Consider the following 22,878-nt stretch of genomic DNA (forward strand, 5'->3'; position numbering starts at 1 on the left):
CAGTAGCGCAGCAATACGCGGGAGTAGCTCAGTTGGTAGAGCGCAACCTTGCCAAGGTTGAGGTCGCGAGTTCGAGACTCGTCTCCCGCTCCAGATTTTTTCTGGCAGCGTGTTGGTCGGCAAAGCGCTGCGGATGCAGGACACATGCGGGAGTAGCTCAGTTGGTAGAGCGCAACCTTGCCAAGGTTGAGGTCGCGAGTTCGAGACTCGTCTCCCGCTCCAGATTTTTCTGGCAGCGTGTTGGTCGGCGAAGCGCTGCAGATGCAGGACAATGCGGGAGTAGCTCAGTTGGTAGAGCGCAACCTTGCCAAGGTTGAGGTCGCGAGTTCGAGACTCGTCTCCCGCTCCAAGTAATGGGGAAGCCACGCTTCCCTTTTTATTTGATGGACTTTCAGTCCTCGAATAAAAAATCTGTCGCTTGCCTCACGGCATGCGCACAGTCCGCTTTTGGCGCGATAGCAAAGCGGTTATGCAGCGGCCTGCAAAGCCGTTTAGGCCGGTTCGACTCCGGCTCGCGCCTCCAGATAAAGCCCCGCTTCGGCGGGGCTTTTCTTTTTTCTGCGCCCAAAGCCACTTTCCCCGACTCCCCGACGTTGCAACCGCCACGCGTCCGACGTGCGATGCGCGGATTGAACAGGAGTCGTCTGGAACGAAATTCACGTATGCGTTACGAGACTGAAACGGAAGCACGCGTTGATGCGACGAATGACCCGTCGCACGCGAGATTGTCTGCGACAGTGCGCATCGTACCGATGGTATTGCGCAACCTCGATTGAGTGCCTTGCGCGAAGCAGGCAGGTGGCCGTATCCGATCGACGTCAGCTTGGAAGAACGTCCGCATGACGCGTCGTGCCCGACACGTTCGTCACGATGTCGACGGTAGCGTTGCAGGTCTGAAACACTTCATGCGGTCAACACGGAGGCGTTTTTTTCGCATACGCCTGGCGTGTAACGACAGCGGGCGCCTGCTTCACATGGCACGCCGCTTGCGTTATCGAATTCAGAAATCGAAAGGCTCAATGCGCGCCATGCGACTTCGGCGCCACCTGGCCAATCGACCGGGCGGGGGACAGTTCAATGAAGTCAAATCGACGAGTGGACAGTGCGCGCGTATCGATCCGCAGCACGATCGTCATCGCAAACGGCTGCCGGATCCCGGCGGCCGGTTTCGAACGCGCGCCGTCCCGAGAACCGTCCAGGGCAGGGCCGCATCGTGCCGACGACGATTGTCCGGTTGCCGCGGCTCGCTTCGGCTAAGATCCACCCACCGTTCCGATGCCGCTCATCATGACCGCACGTTCCCGCAATCGTCTGACAGCGTGGCTTGGCATGTTTGCCATGCTGCTCGTCGTCATTGCGCCGCTCGTGAGCCATGGCCTGGTCTCCCATGACCAGAATGCGCCAGTCGCATCGATCTGTTCGGCCGACGGACAGCCCGACGCAGACAATCACGCCCCTGCCGCTGACCATTTCGCGGCTTGCGGGTATTGCGACCTGCTCGTGCATCATGCGCCTGCACCGTCACCGTCCTTGCCGCAATGGCTGGCGGTTCCCGGCTACGCCGTCGCACATCCACCGGCTTCACGCCCGTTCGTCCTTCGGGATATCCCCAGCGCGGGCCGGCCCCGCGATTCGCCGTTCTACCTCTGACGTAGTCACTTCAGCAGTTGATCCGGGCAGGCTCCCCCGCGGCGCATGAAACGCCCGCGGCCACGAGCCGGCAATCGGGTCATCTCGCACCGCGCGTCCGTCACGTTGCGGATCACGCGCGTGCATGCACACGACATGAGAGGGGAACGAAATGCGAATCGAATCGAAGCAGACCGTCGACGCGGCGCTGGCCGCGCTCGCCTGTCTGACGGGCTTGACCCTGCCGGTTGCCGCCCACGCCTGCGCGACCTGTGGCTGCTCGCTGAGCACGGATGCCGCGACCGGGTATTCGGCCATGCCGGGCTGGCGTATCAGCCTGGACTACACCTTCATCCCGCAGAACCAGTTGCGCAGCGGAACGCATGCGGTTTCGAACGTCGTACCGGCGGCGATCAATGCGGCAGGCGGCAGCCAGGAAGTCGAGAACCAGACGATCAATCGCTACTGGAACCTGGGCATCAGCTACAGCCCGAACCCCAAGTGGAATTTCAGCGCGATCGTGCCGTTCGTCGATCGGGGCCACTCGACGTACGGGAATGCCACGCCGGACCAGCTCACATCCGACAATCTGAGCGGCGTCACCAGCAAGGGGCTGGGCGACATCAAGCTGATCGCCAGCTATCAGGGCTTCCTGCCGACCCGCAATCTCGGCGTGCAACTGGGGGTCAAGCTGCCGACGGGAAAGTACGGCGGCCAGAACGTGCTGACGGGCGCCAACGTCGGGCGTAGCCCGGTGTTCTTCTCGTCAGGCCCGAACAGCGCGAACGGCCAGGCCCTCGATACGAGCCTGCAGCCCGGGACGGGCAGTACCGATCTGATCGTCGGTGCGTACTACTATCAGCCAATCAGCCAGAATTTCGACGCGTTCGTCAACGGTCAATTCCAGGTTGCGGTGGTCGAGAATCTGCGCGGCCTCGGCGAGGACTTCCGGCCCGGTAACCAGGCGACGGTCAGCGTCGGCCTGCGTTACGAGGAGAACCCGAGGATCGTGCCGCAGCTCCAGATCAACGTGACGCGCAAGAGTTCGGACCAGGGGGCGCTCGCCGACACCGGCAACACGGCCGGCACGGTCGTTTATCTGTCGCCCGGCGTGACGGTGAACGTCGTGAAGAACCTGAACGTCTATGCGTTCGTCCAGAAGGCGCTGTACAGCAGGCTCAGCGGCTATCAGCTGTTTCCGCGCTGGTCGGGCACGGTGGGGGCGAGCTATGCGTTCTGACGGTTTTGGCGGAAGCAGCGGACGTCGCCGGGCGAGGCGCGACTGGCTGCGCATGGCTGGAGGGCTTGCACTGGGCGCCGGCGTCGGCGGATGGCTGCCGGCGGCGCAGGCCGGCAGCCTGACGGTCGGCCGTCCGGCGCCCGGCCTCGTCCTGCATACGCTCGACGGACAAAGCATCGCCAGCGAGGATTGGCGGGGTTATGTCGTCATCCTGACCTTCTGGGCCACATGGTGCGAGCCCTGCCGGACCGAACTGCCGCTGTTGTCCGCGTATGCCGCGCGCCATGCGGCGGACGGCCTGCGCGTGCTCGGCTTCAGCCTGGACGGGGCGGACAACCTCGCGGAGGTGCGGCAGGTGGCGGCCGGCCTGAGCTTTCCGGTGGGGCTGTTGGGCAGTGCCTATGCCGGAGGCTACGGGCGCATGTGGCGGATCCCGGTGAACTTCACGATCGACCCGAACGGGCTCCTCGTCGACAATGGCTGGGACGATCCGCAACCGTCGTGGACTGCCGATCGTCTCGAGCGCGTCGTTGCGCCGCTCTTGCGGAAATAGCGGGCACACGGTCCGGCAGCGTGCGAATGAAGTGAACGCCGCTGTCGGTCCGGCCGAACGGCGGCATGGCGCGCACACGGGTTGTGCGCGACTTCATTCGGCTCAACCATCCACCGGCTGCGCCGGCGTGTCGAGCGTCAGCTGATAGAACGCCGCATCGAGCCAGCGGCCGAACTTGAAGCCCGCCTGCGTGATCGTGCCCGAGTGCACGAATCCGAGCTTCGTATGCAGTGCGATGCTTCCCGCATTGGTCGCATCGATACAGCCGACCACCACGTGCACCTGCGCTTCACGCGCGCGCCGGACCACTTCGCGCAGCAGCACCTCGCCCAGCCCGCGGCCGCGCTGGTCGCGATGCACGTACACACTGTGTTCGACCGTGTACTTGAAGGCGGGAAACGCGCGGAACGTGCCCCAGCTCGCAAAGCCCAGCAGCGTGCCCGCTGCGTCGACCGCGCCGATGACCGGGAAGCCGCCCGCGCGCTTCGCCGCGAACCACGCGACCATCGCTTCCGGCGGACGCGGCTTGTAGTCGTACAGTGCGGTCGAGTTCGCGATCGCGTCGTTCAGGATCTCGAGGATGGCCGGCGCATGCTCGGCTTCGCTGCAATCGATCAGGCGCACGTCGTCGCGCTGTTTCGGGGAATTCATACCGGCTCCTGTAGGCAATAAATAGGGCGCGCGCATCGCTGCTGCGATGACGCGCTCATCAGGGGTTCCACACGCCGGCGGCGGCAGACGCATCGCAGATCGCGACGACATAGCGCGCGGCATGCGACGACGGATTGCTGAAAATCAGCGGCTGGTCGAGCCGCATGGCCAGGCAGTCGCCTTCGTGAAGTTCGTGAAGCGCGTCGCCGAACGTGACGTCGACGCGGCCACTGATGACCCATACCTGCTGATGCAGCGCGCTTTCGCGTCCGCCGCTGTCGTACGCGACGCGTGCACCGGGCGGGAAATCCACCTCGACGAGCTGGATCGGCGACGGCCAGCCGGCCGGGGAGAGGTTGCGCCGCACATAGCCGGACGCGGGATCTCGCCATTCGGCCTGCTGCGCGCGGCGGGCCAGCGGCTGCGCGGGCGTATCGTCCGGGTCGCCGCCGAACAGGCCGGCCAGCGACACGCCGAGCCCGGCCGCGAGCTTGTCGAGCACGACCGCCGTCGGGCTCGCCGAAGCGCGTTCGATGAGCGAGATCATCGAACGACTGACGCCGGAGCGCGCGGCCAGCGCATCGAGCGTGTAGCCTCGCACGGTGCGCAGGTCGCGTACGCGCCGGGCAATGCGTTCGTTGATGCCGGTGTCGTCGGCAACGGTGGTCGCTGATTCTTTCATGATGGATTTATTTTCCAGCAAACTGGAATTCGATGTCAACGGGATCGACCTCAGTCGGTTCGACGGAATTCGAATGGCTTGCCCGGCGGTCGTGCGCGGCGTAATATACGAATCGACTACGTTTCGCTTAATTGGGGATATATGGGCATCATCAAGATTTCCGAGCACATGCACGAGCGGCTGCGCTCGACCAGCACGGCGCTGAGCCGCTCGATCAATGCACAGGCCGAACACTGGTTGCGCGTCGGGATGCTGGCGGAACTCAATCCGGCGCTGTCCTACGGCGACATCTGCCGGATGCTGATCGAGGCCGAAGCACGGGGCGGCGAGACGGGGCCGGCGGAACCGGTCGAGCACGGTATCGAGCAGGTGGCGTAATGGCGAAACGAGAAATCCCGATCCGCGGCGGCGCGGAAATCGCCAAGTCGCGTGAAGCCGCGAAGCTCGCGTCGCAGGTGCTGACGATGATCACCGAGCACGTGAAGCCGGGCGTCACCACCGACGAGCTGGACGTGCTCTGCCGCAACTACATCGTCGACGTGCTCGGCGCGATCCCGGCGAACATCGGCTATCACGGCTATCCGAAAACCGTGTGCGCGTCGGTCAATCACGTGGTGTGCCACGGCATTCCGACGTCGCGGCCGCTGCGCGACGGCGATATCGTGAACCTCGACATCGCGGTGATCAAGGACGGCTGGTTCGGCGATACGAGCCGCATGTATTTCGTCGGCGAACCGAACGAACTCGCGCGGCGCCTCGTCGCGACGACCTATGAGGCGATGCACGCGGGCATCCGCGCGGTGCGTCCGGGTGCGACGCTCGGCGACGTCGGATACGCGATCCAGCAGGTCGCGCATCGCGAAGGATTCAGCGTGGTTCGCGAATATTGCGGGCACGGCATCGGCGATGTCTATCACGATGAGCCGCAGGTGCTGCACTACGGCCGCCCGGGCACCGGCGTGCCGCTCCGGCCGGGGATGATCTTCACGATCGAGCCGATGCTCAACGCGGGCAAGCGCGACACGCGCATGCTGGCGGACGGCTGGACGGTGGTCACGAAGGACCATTCGCTGTCGGCCCAATGGGAGCACATGGTCGTGGTGACAGAAACGGGCTTCGAGGTGCTGACCGAGGACGCGAAGCCTCAGGCGTTCCCGGTGTTGTCGGGCACGCACGCCGCCTGATACCTGCAGTGCGCCACGAACGGTGGTGCGGTGGCACAGTGGAACGGGCCCCTTTGCGGGGCCCGTTTCGTTTTCGTTCGAGGCCGCGAAGCGCGGCGCGATTTACGCGTGAACGCGGGGACCAGTTGCTCGGTGGCGGAGCGCGGCCCGGCCTGGGCTCAACCGCGTGCCTTCTGCCACGCGGATTCGACGAACACGCGGCACAGCGCTTCCATCCCCTTGCGGTCTTCGTCGTCGAAGCGCGCGGCGACCGGGCTGTCGACGTCCCACACGCCGATCAGCGTGCCGTCGGCGGCCACCAGCGGCACGACGATTTCCGATTCCGAGGCGGCGTCGCACGCGATATGGCCGGGGAAGTCATGCACGTCGCGCACGACTTGCGTCTCGCGCGTCTGCGCCGCCGTGCCGCACACGCCCTTGCCGAGCGCGATCCGCACGCAGGCGGGCTTGCCCTGGAACGGCCCGACCACGAGTTCCGTCCCGTCGAAAAAGTAGAAGCCGGCCCAGTTGAGACGGTCGAGCGAGTGGTAGACCAGCGCGGAGAAGTTGGCCGCATTCGCGGTCAGGTCGCGTTCGGACTCGACGAGCGCGCGTGCCTGCTCGACGAGCGTTGCGTATTGGTCGGCCTTGGAGGCGTTGGGGTCGTTGGACAGCGTGAACATGGCGGGAAAGCAATCAGGGTTGTGGAATGCGCGATGCGCGTACCGCAGTCTACGGCACGCGCGCAGGGTTTGCAGCGCCCGGTCGCGCATGAAGCGGCGCGCTCAATCGGGCTCGAGTTCGGCAAACCGCTCCGCGAGAAAATCCAGCAGGGCACGCACCGCGGGCAGCAACCCCCGGCGCGACGCGAACACCGCGTGCACGATTTCGCGGCGCGGCGCCCAGTCGGGCAGCACGGTCACCAGCTCGCCGCGCGCGACCTCGTCGCGCACCATCATCGTCGGCAACTGCACGATGCCGACGCCCGCGACGGCCGCCGCGCGCAGCGCGAGCATGCCGCCCGTCACGAAGCGCGGCTGGTGATGAATTTCCGCGTGAGCGCCGTCGGGCCCGCGCAGCCGCCACACGTGCGCGGACTGCGGGGCGCCGTGATCGAGGCTCGGCAGGCGCGCGAGATCGGCGGGAACGGCCGGTGCGCCGTGCTCGCGCAGCAGCGCCGGGCTTGCGACGAGGCACTGGCCGCGCTCGGCCAGCACGCGCAGCGCGAGATCGCTGTCTTCGAGCGGCGGCGGGCGTACACGGATCGCGACGTCGATCCCTTCGCCGACCACGTCGACGCGCCGGTTGGTCGCTTCCAGATGAATCTCGACGCGCGGGCATGCGACCATGAACGCGGCGATCATCGTGCCGACCAGTGAATCGAGCAGCACGATCGGGCAACTGACGCGCACGATGCCGCGTGGTTCCTCGTGCAGCAGCGCGATCGCCTCGTCGGCGGCGTCGGCCTCGACGAGCATCGCGCGGCAATGCGCGTAATAGGTCTGGCCGACGTCGGTGACCGTGAAACGGCGTGTCGAGCGCTGGATCAGCCGCATCCCGAGCCGCGCCTCGAGCAGCGCGATGCGGCGGCTCAGCTTCGATTTCGGCATGTCCAGCGCCCGCCCGGCCGGTGCGAAGCCACCGTGTTCGACGACCTGTACAAAGTAATAGAGATCGTTCAGATCCCGCGCTTTATCGTTCATGAAATGAAACGCTGCGTGCGATTTTGGGAGTCTACCGGATCGATCGTTCCATCACTATATTTCTACCCAGGATGCGAAACACGTGTTTCGCCGCAATTCGGAGAAGGCAATGAAGAAGATCCAGGGTGTGTACAGTGCGCCGCGCGGCCATTGGGTCGGCGACGGTTTCCCGGTGCGTTCGATGTTCAGCTACCAGTCCCACGGTGCGCACCTGAGCCCGTTCCTGCTGCTCGATTACGCCGGCCCGACCACGTTCGAGCCGGGCTCGGCCTCGGCACCGCGCGGTGTCGGCCAGCATCCGCACCGCGGGTTCGAGACGGTGACGATCGTCTATGACGGCGAGGTCGCGCACCGCGACTCGACCGGCGCGGGCGGCGTGATCGGCCCGGGCGACGTGCAGTGGATGACGGCCGCGAGCGGGATCCTGCATGAGGAATTCCACTCGGAAGGGTTCACGCAGCGGGGCGGCCCGCTCGAGATGGTGCAGCTGTGGGTGAACCTGCCCGCCGCGGACAAGATGGGCGCGCCCGGCTACCAGACGCTGCTGAACGCCGACATCCCCGTGGTCGAGCTGCCGGACGGCGCGGGGCGTGCGCGGATCATCGCGGGTGAGTTCGACGGGCGGCGTGGGCCGGCCCGCACGCATACGCCGATCGACGTGTGGGACGTGCGGCTCGTGGCCGGCGGCCATGCGCGGTTCCCGATCGCCGAAGGGCGTACGCTCGCGGTGGTCGTGCTGAGCGGCACCGTGCAGGTGAACGGCGAGACGGTCGCCCGCGAAGCGCAGTTCGTGCAACTCGGCCGCGACGGCAGCGATGTCGAGATCGAAGCGAACGGCGACGCGAAGCTGCTGATCCTGAGCGGCGAACCGATCGACGAACCCGTCGTCGGTTACGGGCCGTTCGTGATGAACTCGCAAGCGGAGATTCGTACCGCGATCGACGACTTCAACAGCGGCCGCTTCGGCCAGATGCCGGCATGACGGACAGGCCCCGCGCAATGCGGGGCCTTTTTTGTGCGCGGGCAGTCGGTCGCGCCGCGGGTGCGCTTCGAGGCATAATCGTCGATTGCCGCGCGCCGGCCGGCGCGCCCGAATCAGGACCGACCATGAACGCATCCGCTGCATCCCCGAGCGCCGCCGATCTCGACTGGCGCTGGAAGTCCTTCGACGCGCTGACGGCGCGCGAAGTCTATTCGATCCTCGAAGCGCGCAGCGCGGTATTCGTCGTCGAGCAGAACTGCGTGTATCGCGACATCGACGATGCGGATCAGGCCGCATGGCACCTGGCCGCCTTCGATCCGGCAGGCCGCCTGGCCGGCTATCTGCGCGTGCTGCTGCCCGATGCGCAGCACACCGACGTCCGCATCGGCCGCGTGCTGACGACCGCCGCGTTTCGCGGCGCAGGTCTCGGCAACGGGCTGCTGTCGCGCGCGCTCGAGCATATCCGTGCGCAGTGGCCGGATACGCCGGTGAGCCTGCATGCGCAGGCCCACTTGCAGCGTTTTTACGGGGCATTCGGCTTCGCGCCGAGTTCGGACGTGCACGACGAGGACGGCATCCCGCACGTGTGGATGAGCAGCGCACGCGCGTAATGCGATGCGCCGCGCCGCGCGGCAGTCAGTGCGCGGCGTGCGCGACCGGCGGCCGGGCTGCGCGCTGTGCCGCGGCCCGTTCATCGATCAGGCGGCCGCGCGCGGACAGCCGCAGCCAGTGGCGCAGCGCGATCAGCGCGCCGATCACGCTCATCATCGAGCCGGGAATCCACAGCAGCAGGCCGCCGATCTGCTGGTCACGCAGCGGGTTCAGCCATGTGAACGCACGGCCGCAGATCGAATAGATCGGATACAGCTCGTGCGGCGTGAAGAAGATCAGCGCGCCGAGCGCGATCTGCGGCGGAATCGCCGCGACGACGATCAGGATCCGGCGGCCCGGCGACAACCGCGCGGGCGGCGCGGGACGCGGATCGACGACGAGCCACCAGAACAGCAGCCCGTCGATCACCATGCTCCAGTTCATCACGCGATAGAGACGCCAGTCGAGCATCGCGATGAAGTGAATCGGCGACAGCAGCCAGAAATAGATCAGCCCGACGAACAGCACGACCGCGACGACGGGATGGAACACCACGTCGAGCGTCGCGCGCACGGGCGCCCACGCGAGCGCGGGGCGCACGAAACGCTGCCGCCAGCGGAACGGAATGCCCGCGCGCATCGCGGCGCCCGGATACGACAGCGCGATGAAGAACGGCCCGAGGTGGTGCAGCACCAGATGCTGCGCGCGGTGCAGGAAGAATTCGTGCTCGAAGAAATAGTCGAGCCGCGTATGCAGCGCGATGTAGAGCGCCGTCAGCCCGAACCAGAACGATAACTGCCGCAGCGGCGACACCTTCGCCTTCTTCACGCCGCGTGCGAACAGCACGGCGGCGGTCAGCACCGCGATCACCACGGTGGGCGACGGTTCCCACGGATCGAGCCAGTACAGGAGGTTCATCGCGCGCGCATCACTTCGCCTGGGCCGGCGATTTCACGGCGAACGGCGCATCGATCGTTTCGCCGTCGGAGAACTTCAGGCGCAGGTGTACGGTGTCGCCCGGCTTGATCGCGTGCTTCGGCTCCTCGAGCATGAAGTGGTAGCCGCCCGGCGCGATGTCGACCTTGCCGCGCGCGGGGATCGTCAGCTTGTCGACCATTTCCATTTTCTGCGTCGAGCCGTTCGAGACGGTCTGGTGCAGCATCGCCATCCCGTAGTCGGGGCTGTCGACGTCGACGAGATCGACCGGCTTGTCGCTCGTATTCACGAGCGTCACGTAGCCGCCGGCCGGCAGCTTGTTCGGCAGCCAGCGCACCCAGGCGTTCTGCGCGGTGATCGCGCCGGCGGCATACGCATGGGCGCCTGCGCACAGCGCGGCGAGGAGGGCGAGCGTCTTGAGGGGCGTTGTCGTTTTCATGTCGGGATGCATTCAGGTAGTGGGGGCGGTGTCGATGATCCGGCGCAGATCGGCGGCGATGGCGTCGGGCGAGTCGCGGTCGGTCGCAAGCAGGCGGGCGCGGCCGCGCGCGTCGAAGATGTAGACGGCCGAGCTGTGCGTGACTTCGTAGCCGCCGGACGGATCGCGTTTTTCCATCTGGTAGGCGACGCGATAGCGCTTCGCGAGCGATTCGATCTGGCGGTCGGTGCCGGTCAGGCCGCGCGCATGCGCGGCGTCGAACGCGGCGACATACGATTGCATTGCCTGCGGCGTGTCGCGGGCAGGGTCGACCGAGACGAACAGGATGCGCACGTTGTCGGCCTGCGGGCCGAGCTTCGCCAGCACTTCCATCAGCCGCGCCATCGTTTCGGGGCAGACATCGGGGCAGTGCGTGTAGCCGAAGTAGACGAGCGCGACCTGGCCGTGGAACGCATCGGCGTCGACGGGGTGGCCGTCGCCGCCCGTCAGCGTGAACGACAGGTCGGGCAGGTGGCCGGTAACGTTGGTCAGGTTCCAGCGCGGCTCGTCGTGCGTGCACGCGGCGAGCGCCACGGCGGCGGCGAGGGCCGCGGCCGTGCGGATGAGGCGGGAGAAGCGCCGGTGCGGCGTGGTGCAGGCAGACGACATCCTGGGGCTCGATCGGACGGAATGGTGGCCGGCCGGCGCGGCGCCATGCGTCGCGCGGCAGGCGGTTGCGACTGTAGCGCAATTCGCGCGCCCGCGTCCTTTCGAAACCCGTACGCCGCGAACGAGCGGGGCAATATGTCGCAGTTGACGCGCGCGGCGGCGTGACGCCAGCGCCGCACCGGTTTCGCCCATCTCGATGCGCAGGCGCGGTAAGATGCGCACAATTCCATTCGCGCAGCGGCCGCCCGGCGTTTGCCGGCCGGCCCTCATACTATCGAATCGATGCAATCCGTTCCGGCTTCCCTGTCCCTGACCGACACCGCGTTCTTCTTCGACTTCGACGGCACGCTCGTCGAACTGGCGCCGACGCCCGACAGCATTCATGTTCCGCCGTCGCTGTTGACGCTGCTCGACGCGTTGCAGCGCCGCTCGCACGGCGCGGTCGCGATCGTGTCCGGGCGCGGCATCGACAACATCGACACGTTCCTGAAGATGCCCGGCATGCCGATCGCCGGCCTGCACGGCGCGGAGCGCCGCGATGCGAACGGCGACACGCAGCGCATCGGCTTCAACGACGAACGCCTGCTGCGCATCGAGCGCGAGCTGGCGGCCGTCGTCGACCGTCATCCGGGCATGCTGCTCGAAATCAAGGGCGCGGCCGTCGCGCTGCACTACCGCAACGCGCCCGAGCGCGAGGCGACGGCGCGCGCGGCCACCGAGCGCCTCGTCGCCGACTATGCCGATGCGTATGTGCTGCAGCCGGGCAAGATGGTGTTCGAGATCAAGCCGAAAGGCGTCGACAAGGGGCGCGCGCTCGCCGCGTTCCTCGACGAGCCGCCGTTTGCCGGCCGTGTGCCGGTGTTCGCGGGCGACGACCTGACCGACGAGAAGGGCTTCGCGGTGGTCAACGCGCGCGGGGGGCTGTCGATCAAGATCGGCGCGGGCGAGACGTCCGCCCGCACGCGGCTCGATTCGGTCGACGCGCTGCATGAGCAAATCGCGCGCTGGCTCGGTGCGGAGCAGCCGGACGCATGAGTCGCCTCATCATTGTTTCAAACCGCGTCGCGCCGATTTCGGAAGGCGAACCGGCGGCGGGCGGTCTTGCGATCGGTGTCTACGATGCGCTGAAGGAGACGGGCGGCATGTGGTTCGGCTGGAGCGGCGAGGTCGTCGCGTCCGGCGCACCGCAGATCCGCGTCGAGGAGCACGGGCCGGTCACGTTCGCGACCATCGGCCTGTCGCGGCGCGATTACGACCAGTATTACCGCGGCTTCTCGAACGCGACGCTGTGGCCCGCGTTTCACTACCGCACCGACCTGATCCAGTACGACCGTCACGAGTTCGAAGGCTATGGCCGCGTGAACGTGTGGCTCGCCCAGCAGCTCGTGCCGCTGCTGCAGGACGACGACGTGATCTGGGTGCACGACTATCACCTGATCCCGTTCGCGCGCGCGCTGCGCGCGGCCGGCGTGAAGAACCGCATCGGCTTCTTCCTGCACATCCCGTTTCCGGCTGCGCAGGTGCTCGTCAGCGTGCCGCCGCATCGCGACCTCGTCGAGTCGCTGTGCGCGTTCGACCTGCTCGGCTTCCAGACCGAGCCCGACCTGCGCGCGTTCTGCGACTACGTCGAGTCGGAAGCGGACGGCGCGATCGAGCGCAACGGCCACCTGGCGACGGTGCGCGCATTCGGCCGGACGCTGCGCGCGGCCGCCTATCCGATCGGCGTGCATCCGGACGAGATCGCATCGCTCGCGCAGGCCGGCGAGCACGGCAAGGCGGTGCGCACGCTCGCGACGTCGCTGCGCGGCCGCAAGCTGATCATGAGCGTCGACCGGCTCGATTACTCGAAGGGGCTCGTCGAGCGCTTCCGCGCGTTCGAGAAGCTGCTCGAGCACGAGCCGTCGCATCGCAATCGCGTGTCGTTCCTGCAGATCGCGCCGTCGACGCGCGCGGAGCTGCGCGCGTACCAGGACATTCGCCTGCAGCTCGAAGGGGAGTCGGGGCGCATCAACGGACGCTTCGCCGAGCTCGACTGGGCGCCGATCCTCTATATCCATCGCCAGTACGACCGCCAGCTGCTCGCTGCGCTGTACCGGCTCGCGCGGGTCGGCTACGTGACGCCGCTGCGCGACGGGATGAACCTCGTCGCGAAGGAATACGTATCCGCGCAGAACCCGGAGGACCCGGGCGTGCTCGTGCTGTCGCGCTTCGCCGGCGCCGCACGCGAGCTGACGGGGGCGCTGATCGTCAATCCGATCGATATCGACGGGATGGCCGATGCGCTGTCGCAGGCGCTGACGATGCCGCTCGCCGAGCGGCGCGCGCGTTATACGGACATGATCGCGCAGCTTCGCGAGAACAACGTGTCGGTGTGGCGCGACAACTTCCTGCGCGATCTGCAGCACGCGTAAACGGCGGGTCATCGAGCAATAAAAAAGCCGCAGTGCGTGAAGCACTGCGGCTTTTTTTTGTCGGCTGCAGCCGAGGTGTCAGGCCACGCGTTCGCCGGTCGGCGTGCTGCCGTCCGGTGCGGGGTGATGGCGGCCGTGCTGTTTCGCGAGCAGGTCGCGGTACAGGCCCGGGCGGTTGCGCAGCACGTCGGGCGGGCCGTCGTCGATCACCTTGCCGTTGTTCATCACGATGATCCGGTCGAAGTTGCGCAGTGTCGACAGGCGGTGGGCGATCGCGATCACCGTGCGGCCGACCATCAGGCGGTCGAGCGCGCTCTGGATCGCTTCCTCGGATGCGCTGTCGAGCGCGGAGGTCGCTTCGTCGAGCAGCAGGATCGGCGCATCCTTCAGGATCGCGCGCGCGATCGCGATGCGCTGGCGCTGGCCGCCCGACAGCTTGACGCCGCGGTCGCCGACGATCGTGTCATAGCCTTCGGGCATCGCTTCGATGAATTCCGCGCAGCGCGCGTCGCGCGCGGCCGCGAGCACTTCGTCGCGGGTCGCGTCGGGGCGGCCGTACGCGATGTTGTCGTAGATCGTCCGGTGCAGCAGCGAGATGTCCTGCGGCACGAGCGCGATCGCCTGGCGCAGGCTGTCCTGCGTGATCGTCTTCACGTCCTGGCCGTCGACCTGCACGGCGCCGTCCTGCGTGTCGTAGAAGCGCTGCAGCAGCGCGAGCACGGTCGACTTGCCGGCGCCCGACTTGCCGATCAGGCCGACGCGCTGGCCCGGCTCGATATGGAGGTCGAAGTGGTCGAGGATCGCGCGGCGGTGCGGATACGCGAACGTCACGCGCTCGAAATCGACGCGGCCGCCCTTGGCCGACAGCGGCTGCGCGTCGGAGCGGTCAGGCATCCCGTGCGGCTCGAGCAGCGTCTTGACGGCTTCGGACAGGCGCGCGATGTGCTGCGTGACGTCGACGAGCGCGACCGCGAGATCGCGCGTGCCGTGCAGGATCGTGAAGCCGAGCGAGCTGACGAGCACGATGTCGCCCGACGTTGCGCGGCCCTGGTCCCACAGCCACAGCGCCCAGCCGAGCAGGCCGGCGGACAACATCGCGGTGATCACCGCGTGCAGCAGGCGCAGCTTCTCGAGATAGAGCAGGCTCTGCTGGCGCGCATCCATCTCGGCCTTGACCGTCGCGCCGAAGCGCTTCTGCTCGCGCAGCGTCATCCCGAACGCCCGCACGAGGCCCATGTTGCCGATCACGTCGACGAGCTCGCCGTCGACCGCCGCGGCCTTCGCCGCGAACGCGTGGTGGCGGGCCGAGCCGCGCCCGGCGAGCTTGAACAGGATGACGGACAGCACGGCCGAACAGCCGAGCAGGCCGGCGGCCATCATCGGATTGACGACGATGATCATCAGGATCGCGCCCATCACCGCGATGCACGGCGGCAGCACGTTCCACGCCATCGTGTTCTCCGACGTGTAGACGGCGTTCGACGTGGCCGTGATGCGGCTCGCCAGCGTGCCGGGCTGCTTTTCGGCGTAGTAGGTGGGCGAATGGCCGATCAGGTACTGGAACAGGTCGCGCCGCAGGTCGCCGGTGACCGCGACGAACGTGTGCGCGGCGAACCAGCCGCCGACGCGCCACAGCAGGTTGTCGGCCGCAATCAGCCCGACGAGCAGCGCGAACGCGCTCCACAGCGGGCCGGGGTGATGCCGCCCGGTCGCCAGCACGTCGATCAGGTGCTTGATCGCGTATTGCGAGCCGAGCGCGCAGCCGACGGCGGCCAGCACGCTGAAGAGCACGATCAGGTGGGCGACGGGGTGCAGGCGGATGTAGCGGAACAGGAACGCGATCGGTCGATGCGCGTAGCTCGACAGCTTCGCGTTGTGGGCGTTGCGCTGGGCAGGGGTGAGAGATTCCAAAATATGCGTGCGGTGATTCGGTGAGTGAGCGTGGCGGCTGGATCGCAGGCCGGCGTTCGCCCGGACTGAATAATCCGGCATTGTAAACAAGCCCGCGTGTCGCGCTGCGCGAATCTTGCCTTGGCCAGGGGCTCGCGGTCGATTTTGAGATAAAATCCGGCATCCCGTCCTGCCTCATGTGCCGGAATCACGCTGCCGGCGGTCACGGGGTCAAGGAATGCCAAAAGGGCCTTCCACTCTAGAACGGACACCCAAGTCCGCGGGTTGCAAAGTGTTGCACCTTTGTAACAAAGTAAAGTGTTTGAAATGTTGTGCGCCGTATCGGGATTAACCCTAGATAATCGGCTCCGGGTTCGATTCCAGGTTTTTACGAACCCCTGTCAACGGGTCTTCGTTTCAAACGTTCTATGCCTGTCGCGTCGCCGACGCTCCTTGAGCAGCGCGGGTTCGACGCCCCCGGCAGGCTGATTCGTCCGATCTTCGGACGACACGCATCCAGCCCGGACCGCCGGCAGGTTGCCGACCCATACCTGGTTTTTAGCCGATTTTTTAGGAGTTACGCATGCGAATCGCCCAAATCGCTCCGTTGCACGAAGCGGTGCCCCCGAAACTGTACGGTGGTACCGAGCGAGTGGTGTCCTACCTCACCGAAGCACTCGTCGAGATGGGGCATGACGTCACGCTCTTCGCGAGCGGCGATTCGCAGACCTCCGCGAAGCTCGAAGCCTGCTGGCCGCAGGCGCTGCGCCTCGACCCGACGATCCGCGACGTGATGGCCCCGCACATGCTGCTCCTCGAGCAGGTGCGCCGCCGCGCGGAAGAGTTCGATGTCCTGCACTGCCACATCGACTACTACCCGTTCTCGCTGTTCTCGCGCCAGCCGGTCCCGCATCTGACGACGATGCACGGCCGTCTCGACCTGCCGGAACTGCAGCCGATCTTCAACGCATTCAGCGACGTGCCGGTCGTGTCGATCTCCGACAACCAGCGCATCCCGCTGCCGCAGGCGAACTGGCTGTCGACCGTCTACCACGGCCTGCCGGAAAACCTGCTGACGCCGATCCCGAACGTCAAGCCGAGCTACCTCGCGTTCCTGGGCCGCATCTCGCCGGAGAAGCGCGTCGACACGGCGATCCGCATCGCCGAGCAGGCCGGCCTGCCGATCAAGATCGCCGCGAAGCTCGACAAGGCTGACCGCGCGTACTACGAAGAGAAGATCAAGCCGCTGTTCGCGCTGCCGCACGTCGAGTACATCGGTGAAATCAGCGAGTCCGAAAAGACCGAATTCCTCGGCAACGCGCACGCGCTGCTGTTCCCGATCGACTGGCCGGAGCCCTTCGGCCTGGTGATGATCGAGGCGATGGCTTGCGGCACGCCGGTGATCGCATTCAAGCGCGGCTCGGTGCCGGAAGTGATCGACAACGGCGTGTCGGGCTTCGTCGTCGAAGACGAGCTGTCGGCCGTTGCCGCGCTCAAGCGCCTCGATACGCTGCCGCGCGAGAAGGTCCGCGCCGCGTTCGAAGCCCGCTTCTCGTCGAAGGTGATGGCGCAGAACTACGTGAAGGGCTACGAGGAGCTGCTGCGCCAGAAGCGCCGCACGGTGCTCCGCGAAGTCAACGCAAGCTGATTGCGGGCCGCCGCCGCGCTGCGGCGCGCGGCTTGCCATCGACGCCCCGTCCGGGTTCCCGGCGGGGCGTTGTCACATCCACGGCGCGGATCTGTTGTATTCTCGCCGCGCCCGACGCCGCGAACGGCCCCCGAAGCGGCCCGGCAGGGCATCCGTCCGTCTGTCCAGACGGTAATGTCCCTATAATGGCCGTGCCGTGAAATCCGGCCCCGCACGAATATCCAGAGGAGAGCAGTCTTGGCGAGAACGAAATCCACGCGCGCAGCGCCGGCCCCCGGCGCCGGTGTGATCTTCGCGTTGCGTGCGATCGGTCTCGTGCTGCTCGCGCGCTGGCTGTTCTCGATGTCCCAGATGGGCTATCGCTCGTCGCTGTCGGCGATGGTGTCGTCGCCCTGGGCGTTCATCTACCTGCTGCTGATCTTCCTGCTGCTCGCATTGCCGGGCGCCGTCGCGCGCGCCGAACGGCCGTTCCATCCGCTGCCGCAATGGCTGCGCCAGGCGCTACGCGTCTTCGCGCTGATCGGTTTCCTGTTCGCGGTCTGGTCGATCGGCATGTTCGTCTGGGTGGACGGCTGGCGCCTCGCGCTGCATGCGGTGACGGCGACCAACGGCTGGCTCGTCGCCGCACCGGCGCTTTATGCGGCGATCGTCTGGATCTGCCGCCCGCGGCCGCTGTGGCGGACCAACGTGGCCGCCCGCCGCTTCGCGGTCGGCCGTTATGCGATTTCGCTCGACGTGCTGACGCGCACCGCGATCGTGTGGATGGAAAGCCGCAAGGTCGGCCAGTACGATGCGCGCGAGCTGTCGGTGCGCTGGCCCGGCCGCGCGGCGCCTGCCGCAGGCGACGTTGCAGCGGACGCGCAGCCGGCCGTCGTGCCGCCGCGCCGCGGCAGCTTCTTCAATCGGCCGAAGGTCGAACTGCTGTGGGATTCGCCGGCGGCCGTCGGCCATAACCGGCAGATCGTCATGCGTGCGCCGCTCGCGACCGAAGGCGATCGCGTCGCGGTGCTCGCGCTCGACGCCGCGCTCAAGCAGATCGTCTGACAAGTCCCGCGCACGGCATGCGGGCGACAAGGAGGCGTGATGATCGTCCGCTGGTTGCTGGCTGCCATTCACCTGAGTGCGTTCGGCGTCGCGTTTGCCGCGATTGCGGGGCGTAACCGCGCGTTGCGCCGGCTCATCGCGTCGGCGCAGGCGGCCGACTTGCCGGGCGTATTCAAGGCGGATGCCGCGTGGGGGCTATCGGCACTCATGCTGATCGCGACGGGCCTGATGCGCGCGTTCGGCGGTTTCGAGAAGGGCGCCGCGTACTACCTGCACGAACCGCTCTTTCACCTGAAGATGACCGCGCTCGTGGTGCTCCTGCTGCTCGAGGTCGTGCCGATGCTCGGGCTGATCCGGTGGCGCATTGCAACGCGTCAGCAGCGGATGCCCGATCTCGGCCGTGGGCGCACCTATGTGCGGATCGGCCATTGGCAGGCGGTGCTGGTGATCGTCATCGTGTTCGCCGCGTCGGGGATGGCGCGGGGGATTGGGGCGGCCGGCTAGGCCTGGCCGGGTAGGTGCGGCCGGCTAGGTCCGGCCCAGGCTCGACCGGGCGACCCTGCCGCCCGGCCGCACCCGCACTCAGCGCACGAGGCAGGGGCGCTTGTTGTTGAAGGTCCAGCCCGGAATCAGATACTGCATCGCCGCCGCGTCATCGCGGGCGCCGAGCCCGTGCTGCTTGTACAGCTCGTGTGCGACCGCGACGGCATCCATGTCGATATCGATGCCGAGCCCCGGCCGTTTCGGCACTTCCACCAGTCCGTTCTCGATCTTCAGCGGTTCGCGCGTCAGCCGCTCGCCGTCCTGCCAGATCCAGTGCGTGTCGATCGCGGTGACCTGGCCGGGTGCCGCGGCCGCGACGTGCGTGAACATCGCGAGCGACACGTCGAAGTGGTTGTTCGAATGCGAACCCCACGTGAGGCCCCAGTCGCGGCACATCTGCGCGACGCGCACCGAACCCTGCATCGTCCAGAAGTGCGGGTCGGCGAGCGGGATGTCGACGGCCTGCAACTGCACCGCGTGACCCATTTGCCGCCAGTCGGTCGCAATCATGTTGGTGGCGGTCGGCAGCCCGGTCGCGCGGCGGAATTCGGCCATCACCTCGCGGCCCGAGTAGCCGTTCTCCGCGCCGCACGGATCTTCCGCGTACGCGAGCACGTGATGCTGGTCGCGGCACAGCCGCACGGCCTCGTCGAGCGACCACGCGCCGTTCGGGTCGAGCGTCACGCGCGCGTCGGGGAAGCGCTCGGCGAGCGCCGTCACGGCCTCGATCTCGCTCGCGCCTTCGAATACGCCGCCCTTCAGCTTGAAGTCGTTGAAACCGTAGCGCGCATGCGCGGCCTCGGCCAGCCGCACGACGGCCTCGGGCGTCAGCGCGGCTTCGTCGCGCACGCGCGTCCAGTCGTCGGTCGCGCCGCTGCCGTCGCGGTAGGCGAGCGCGGTCTTCGTGCGGTCGCCGATGTAGAACAGGTAGCCGAGCATTTCGACGCGCTCGCGCTGCTGGCCCTCGCCGAGCAGCGCGGCGACCGGCACGCCGAGATGCTGGCCGAGCAGGTCGAGCAGCGCGGCTTCGAGCGCGGTGACCGCGTGGATCGTCGTGCGCAGGTCGAAGGTCTGCAGCCCGCGGCCGCTCGCGTCACGATCGGCGAAGGTGCGCCGCACGTCGTTGAGCACCGCGTGGTAATTGCCGACCGGCTGGCCGACGACGAGCGCGCGCGCATCGTCGAGCGTGCGGCGGATGCTTTCGCCGCCCGGGACTTCGCCGACGCCGGTGCGGCCCGCGCTGTCCTTCAGGATCACGAGGTTGCGGGTGAAGAACGGGCCGTGTGCGCCGCTCAGGTTGAGCAGCATGCTGTCGTGGCCGGCGACCGGAATCGCTTGCAGGTCGACGATGCGCGGCGTGTCGTGGGAGGGCGAGGCAGTGACGGCGTTCATGGGCGGCGATGGCGAAAGGGTGGGCAATGCCGTGCGGCAAAAGCTTTGCCGCGCGCGACGGGAGGTGCGATCATTCGACAACCGACATGCGCGGCGCGCAAGCCCCGCAGGTCGACGCAACCCGAAACGGGGTGGGAGCGACAACCTGACCAGTGCAGCGCGGAACGCGAACGCTGGCTGATCGTCAAGCATGGGACCAGGCGTTGCAGGCGTGCTCGCTTGAGTCGACAGGAGATCCGTGTTTCGATCATCAGTCGTCGGATGACTTGTGACGCAGTATAATGAATCATCGGCTTTCGCTCAAACCCCGCGTAAACCCTCGGCTCACATTACGATCATTCAAAAAGGAACCGGCCTCATGTCCGTGCCTACGCTTCCCGCAGCGCCGCGCCGTCGCGCACGCAGCCTCGCACAAGATGTCGTCGACGCGCTGACCGCGCAGATCGAAAACGGCACGCTGCGTCCCGGCGACAAGCTGCCGACCGAAACCGAAGTCATGGCGGCGCAGGGGGTGAGCCGGACGGTCGTGCGCGAGGCGATCTCGCGGATGCAGGCGAGCGGCCTCATCGAGACGCGCCACGGCATCGGCAGCTTCGTGCTGGAGCCCTCGCGCCGCCAGACGCTCGGCATCGACCCGGCGACGATCACGACGCTGCGCGACGTGCTCGCGGTGCTGGAACTGCGCATCAGCCTCGAGAGCGAATGCGCGAGCCTGGCCGCGCAGCGCGCGAACGATACCGACCTGGCCGCGCTGCGGCGCGCGCTCGACGCGATCGCATCGGGGGCGGGCGGCGGCCGCGACACGGCGCAGCTCGACTTCCAGTTCCACCTGCAGATCGCGCAGTCCACCGGCAACCGCTATTTCGTCGACATCATGACGCAGCTCGGCACGTCGATCATTCCGCGCACGCGCGTGAATTCGGCCCGCTTTGCCGGCGACGATCTGGAGCGCTACGTCGGCCGGCTGAACCACGAGCACGAGGATATCTACGAGGCGATCGCACGCCACGACCCGGAAGCGGCACGTGCCGCGATGCGCACGCACCTCACCAACAGCCGCGAGCGGCTGCGCCGCGCGCACGAGGCGGCCGAGGCCGAGGCCGGCTGACGCACCGGGCGGCGCGGTCCACGGTGCCGCCGGCCCGGTCGAATCTCCTCAACATCAGTCGTCATACAAGATCGATCTCCATTCGTCGATCGCCGGGGCCGGGCGGCGTGGCCGCCGCCGGCCGCCGGCCGCCGGCACCGCCGATCAGCCTCCCTTCGTCGTGATCGTCTTCCACGCGCCGCTCTTCACCTGGTACAGCGTCGACATCCCGCTCTTCAGCGAGCCGTCGCTCGCGAACGAGATGCGGCCGGTGACACCTTCGAAGTCGATCTTCTTCAGCGCCGGGCGATAGACCTTCGGGTCGGTCGAGCCGGCCGCCTGCATCGCCTTGATCGCCGCCCACGCCGCGTCGTAGCCGAACTGCGCGTACGACAGCACGTCGACGCCGAAGCGCTTCTTGAAGCGCGCCTCGAAATCCTTCCCTTGCGGCAGCTCGTCGAGCGGCCGGCCGTATTCCCACGCCATCGCGCCTTCGGCGGCCGGGCCCGCGATCTTGATGAACTCGTTGTCCTTCACGCCGCCGCCGCCGACGAACTGCGCGTTCAGCCCAAGCTGGCGCATCTGCTTGATGAAGTTCGCGGCGAGCGAATCGAGGCCGCCGAAGAAGATCAGGTCGGGGTTCTTCGCCTTCAGGCTCGTGATCTGCGCGCGGAAGTCGACCGCCTGGTTGCTGGTGAATTCGCGGCCGATGAGGTTGCCGCCCGCGGCCTTCACGGCCTTCTCGAACTCGTCGGCTTCGCCCTGGCCGAACGCGGTGCGGTCGTCGATGATCGCGATGCGCTTCGCCTTCGTCACGTCGACCGCATACTTGCCCGCGTTGCCGGCGTTCTGGCCGTCGGTCGCGATCACCATGAACATGTTCGCGAGCCCGCGCGCGGTGAGCGTCGGGTTGGTCGCGGCCGGGTCGATCACCGGGATGCCGGCCTTGTCGTAGACGACCGACGCCGGAATCGTCGTCCCCGAGTTGAAGTGGCCGACCACGACCGACACATTCTGGTCGACGAGCGCCTGCGCGGCCTGCACGCCGATGCGCGGGTCGGCCTGGTCGTCCTGCACGACGAGGTTGAAGTGGGCAGGCTTGCCGGCGATCTGCACCTTCTGCGCGGCGGCGTCATCGAGCGCGAGCTGCACGCCGTTCTGCAGGTCCTTGCCGTAACCGGCGTTCACGCCGGTGAGCGGCGCGGCGAAGCCGACCTTCACGTCGGTCGTATCGGCGGCCTGGGCGGCCTGTTGCGAGAGGAGGGCAAGCGCGGATGCAATCGACACCGACAGCAGGGAATGACGGAATTTCATGTTGTTCCTCTTGTTCGACACCTGCGAGTAAGTACCGCATGCGCCCGGGCGGGCCGGGTGCGTGCGACGGGCGGGCGGTTCGACCGCTTCTCGGAATCGGGCGGGGAGGTCGGCATCGTTATCCTCGGAAGAATCTCCCGTCAGGCGCCGCGAAGAAGCGCCCCGATCGCCTCGATTTATAGGTCGCCGATATGCCCGGGTCTTGGCAATTCGCCGCGCATTCGGTGCGGATTTGCGCATAGCTTCCGCGCGTGCGGCGGCAGCCGGTATCGGGAGTTTCCCGTCGCGAACGGAGCGGGCGGAGAGGAGGGGGAAACAGGGAGGCGGCGCGG

Annotated in this window: 23 protein-coding genes and 4 tRNA genes; 17 read left to right on the forward strand and 10 right to left on the reverse strand. The window is 67.2% G+C overall.

The window, feature by feature from the left end; genetic code table 11:
- The first annotated feature begins 17 nt into the window (after nt 1-17).
- From CFB47_RS05955 to CFB47_RS05985, 7 genes are all read left to right on the forward strand, one after another.
- Nucleotides 18-93 (forward strand) — tRNA-Gly (locus CFB47_RS05955).
- 53 nt (nt 94-146) lie between these two features.
- Nucleotides 147-222 (forward strand) — tRNA-Gly (locus CFB47_RS05960).
- Nucleotides 223-273: 51 nt separating this feature from the next.
- Nucleotides 274-349, forward strand: a tRNA-Gly gene (locus CFB47_RS05965).
- A gap of 100 nt (nt 350-449) precedes the next feature.
- Nucleotides 450-523 (forward strand) — tRNA-Cys (locus tag CFB47_RS05970).
- Nucleotides 524-1,287: 764 nt separating this feature from the next.
- Nucleotides 1,288-1,650: a DUF2946 domain-containing protein gene (locus CFB47_RS05975; RefSeq protein ID WP_105749908.1), complete on the forward strand. Its 363-nt coding sequence runs from the start codon at nt 1,288-1,290 to the stop codon at nt 1,648-1,650.
- Between the two features lie 151 nt (nt 1,651-1,801).
- A complete protein-coding gene (locus tag CFB47_RS05980; protein ID WP_089460636.1) occupies nt 1,802-2,869 on the forward strand; it encodes a hypothetical protein in 1,068 nt (355 codons plus the stop codon).
- Nucleotides 2,859-3,422, forward strand: a complete 564-nt coding sequence (locus CFB47_RS05985; protein WP_089460637.1) for a TlpA disulfide reductase family protein — start codon at nt 2,859-2,861, stop codon at nt 3,420-3,422. The genes CFB47_RS05980 and CFB47_RS05985 overlap by 11 nt, the downstream gene beginning before the upstream one ends.
- 102 nt (nt 3,423-3,524) lie before the next feature.
- Here the strand turns inward: CFB47_RS05985 and CFB47_RS05990 are convergent, their stop codons facing one another.
- Together CFB47_RS05990 and CFB47_RS05995 are read right to left on the reverse strand one after the other, a co-directional pair.
- The gene (locus CFB47_RS05990) at nt 3,525-4,073 is read right to left on the reverse strand and encodes a GNAT family N-acetyltransferase (protein ID WP_089460638.1); all 549 of its coding nucleotides are present in this window, start codon (nt 4,071-4,073) and stop codon (nt 3,525-3,527) included.
- 58 nt (nt 4,074-4,131) lie between these two features.
- Entirely contained in the window at nt 4,132-4,755 is a 624-nt protein-coding gene (locus CFB47_RS05995; protein WP_089460639.1) for a helix-turn-helix domain-containing protein, read from the reverse strand.
- Nucleotides 4,756-4,896: 141 nt separating this feature from the next.
- Between CFB47_RS05995 and CFB47_RS06000 the strand changes: the two genes are divergently transcribed.
- Complete coding sequence (locus CFB47_RS06000; RefSeq protein ID WP_039348336.1) at nt 4,897-5,133, forward strand: ParD-like family protein; 237 nt, start codon at nt 4,897-4,899, stop codon at nt 5,131-5,133.
- Nucleotides 5,133-5,939, forward strand: a complete 807-nt coding sequence (map, locus tag CFB47_RS06005; protein ID WP_089460640.1) for a type I methionyl aminopeptidase — start codon at nt 5,133-5,135, stop codon at nt 5,937-5,939. Before CFB47_RS06000 ends, map begins: the two co-directional genes overlap by 1 nt.
- Before the next feature lie 158 nt (nt 5,940-6,097).
- Here map and CFB47_RS06010 read toward each other — a convergent pair whose 3' ends face one another.
- Complete coding sequence (locus CFB47_RS06010; RefSeq protein ID WP_011351430.1) at nt 6,098-6,601, reverse strand: GAF domain-containing protein; 504 nt, start codon at nt 6,599-6,601, stop codon at nt 6,098-6,100.
- 102 nt (nt 6,602-6,703) lie between these two features.
- Nucleotides 6,704-7,621, reverse strand: a complete 918-nt coding sequence (locus CFB47_RS06015) for a LysR family transcriptional regulator (protein ID WP_069247501.1) — start codon at nt 7,619-7,621, stop codon at nt 6,704-6,706.
- 109 nt (nt 7,622-7,730) lie between these two features.
- On the opposite strand from CFB47_RS06015, the gene CFB47_RS06020 reads away from it, so the two are divergent.
- Together CFB47_RS06020 and CFB47_RS06025 are read left to right on the forward strand one after the other, a co-directional pair.
- Entirely contained in the window at nt 7,731-8,603 is an 873-nt protein-coding gene (locus CFB47_RS06020; RefSeq protein ID WP_089460641.1) for a pirin family protein, read from the forward strand.
- Between the two features lie 125 nt (nt 8,604-8,728).
- On the forward strand, nt 8,729-9,214 hold the full coding sequence (locus CFB47_RS06025) for a GNAT family N-acetyltransferase (protein WP_089455854.1): 486 nt from the start codon (nt 8,729-8,731) through the stop codon (nt 9,212-9,214).
- Between the two features lie 25 nt (nt 9,215-9,239).
- On the opposite strand, the gene CFB47_RS06030 is transcribed toward CFB47_RS06025, so the two are convergent.
- The 3 genes from CFB47_RS06030 to CFB47_RS06040 are packed head-to-tail and all read right to left on the reverse strand — an operon-like array spanning nt 9,240 to nt 11,217.
- On the reverse strand, nt 9,240-10,112 hold the full coding sequence (locus CFB47_RS06030; protein ID WP_089460642.1) for a cytochrome c oxidase assembly protein: 873 nt from the start codon (nt 10,110-10,112) through the stop codon (nt 9,240-9,242).
- Between the two features lie 10 nt (nt 10,113-10,122).
- Complete coding sequence (locus tag CFB47_RS06035; RefSeq protein ID WP_089461361.1) at nt 10,123-10,569, reverse strand: copper chaperone PCu(A)C; 447 nt, start codon at nt 10,567-10,569, stop codon at nt 10,123-10,125.
- A 12-nt stretch (nt 10,570-10,581) separates the two neighbouring features.
- Nucleotides 10,582-11,217, reverse strand: coding sequence for an SCO family protein (locus tag CFB47_RS06040; RefSeq protein WP_089439566.1), 636 nt, complete (start codon nt 11,215-11,217; stop codon nt 10,582-10,584).
- Nucleotides 11,218-11,499: 282 nt separating this feature from the next.
- Here CFB47_RS06040 and otsB point away from each other — a divergent pair, with 282 nt between their 5' ends.
- Together otsB and otsA are read left to right on the forward strand one after the other, a co-directional pair.
- Entirely contained in the window at nt 11,500-12,252 is a 753-nt protein-coding gene (gene otsB, locus CFB47_RS06045; RefSeq protein WP_089439567.1) for a trehalose-phosphatase, read from the forward strand.
- Nucleotides 12,249-13,628 (forward strand): alpha,alpha-trehalose-phosphate synthase (UDP-forming), encoded by a 1,380-nt coding sequence (gene otsA / locus CFB47_RS06050; protein WP_089439568.1) that lies wholly within the window; start codon nt 12,249-12,251, stop codon nt 13,626-13,628. The genes otsB and otsA overlap by 4 nt, the downstream gene beginning before the upstream one ends.
- Nucleotides 13,629-13,706: 78 nt before the next feature.
- Here otsA and CFB47_RS06055 read toward each other — a convergent pair whose 3' ends face one another.
- Nucleotides 13,707-15,539: an ABC transporter ATP-binding protein gene (locus CFB47_RS06055; RefSeq protein ID WP_089439569.1), complete on the reverse strand. Its 1,833-nt coding sequence runs from the start codon at nt 15,537-15,539 to the stop codon at nt 13,707-13,709.
- A gap of 562 nt (nt 15,540-16,101) precedes the next feature.
- On the opposite strand from CFB47_RS06055, the gene CFB47_RS06060 reads away from it, so the two are divergent.
- The 3 genes from CFB47_RS06060 (at nt 16,102) to CFB47_RS06070 (ending at nt 18,714) form a co-directional block, all read left to right on the forward strand.
- Nucleotides 16,102-17,166, forward strand: coding sequence for a glycosyltransferase family 4 protein (locus CFB47_RS06060; RefSeq protein WP_006476459.1), 1,065 nt, complete (start codon nt 16,102-16,104; stop codon nt 17,164-17,166).
- Between the two features lie 237 nt (nt 17,167-17,403).
- A complete protein-coding gene (locus CFB47_RS06065; RefSeq protein ID WP_089460643.1) occupies nt 17,404-18,210 on the forward strand; it encodes a hypothetical protein in 807 nt (268 codons plus the stop codon).
- A 39-nt stretch (nt 18,211-18,249) separates the two neighbouring features.
- Complete coding sequence (locus CFB47_RS06070; RefSeq protein WP_089460644.1) at nt 18,250-18,714, forward strand: DUF2214 family protein; 465 nt, start codon at nt 18,250-18,252, stop codon at nt 18,712-18,714.
- Between the two features lie 78 nt (nt 18,715-18,792).
- Here the strand turns inward: CFB47_RS06070 and gudD are convergent, their stop codons facing one another.
- The gene (gudD, locus tag CFB47_RS06075; RefSeq protein WP_039348297.1) at nt 18,793-20,145 is read right to left on the reverse strand and encodes a glucarate dehydratase; all 1,353 of its coding nucleotides are present in this window, start codon (nt 20,143-20,145) and stop codon (nt 18,793-18,795) included.
- Nucleotides 20,146-20,503: 358 nt separating this feature from the next.
- On the opposite strand from gudD, the gene CFB47_RS06085 reads away from it, so the two are divergent.
- Complete coding sequence (locus CFB47_RS06085; RefSeq protein WP_069247513.1) at nt 20,504-21,253, forward strand: FadR/GntR family transcriptional regulator; 750 nt, start codon at nt 20,504-20,506, stop codon at nt 21,251-21,253.
- A 144-nt stretch (nt 21,254-21,397) separates the two neighbouring features.
- Here the strand turns inward: CFB47_RS06085 and CFB47_RS06090 are convergent, their stop codons facing one another.
- A complete protein-coding gene (locus CFB47_RS06090; RefSeq protein WP_089439573.1) occupies nt 21,398-22,546 on the reverse strand; it encodes a branched-chain amino acid ABC transporter substrate-binding protein in 1,149 nt (382 codons plus the stop codon).
- Nucleotides 22,547-22,878: the final 332 nt, after the last annotated feature.

It is taken from the genome of Burkholderia sp. AU27893, from assembly GCF_002223205.1.
GTDB lineage: Bacteria > Pseudomonadota > Gammaproteobacteria > Burkholderiales > Burkholderiaceae > Burkholderia.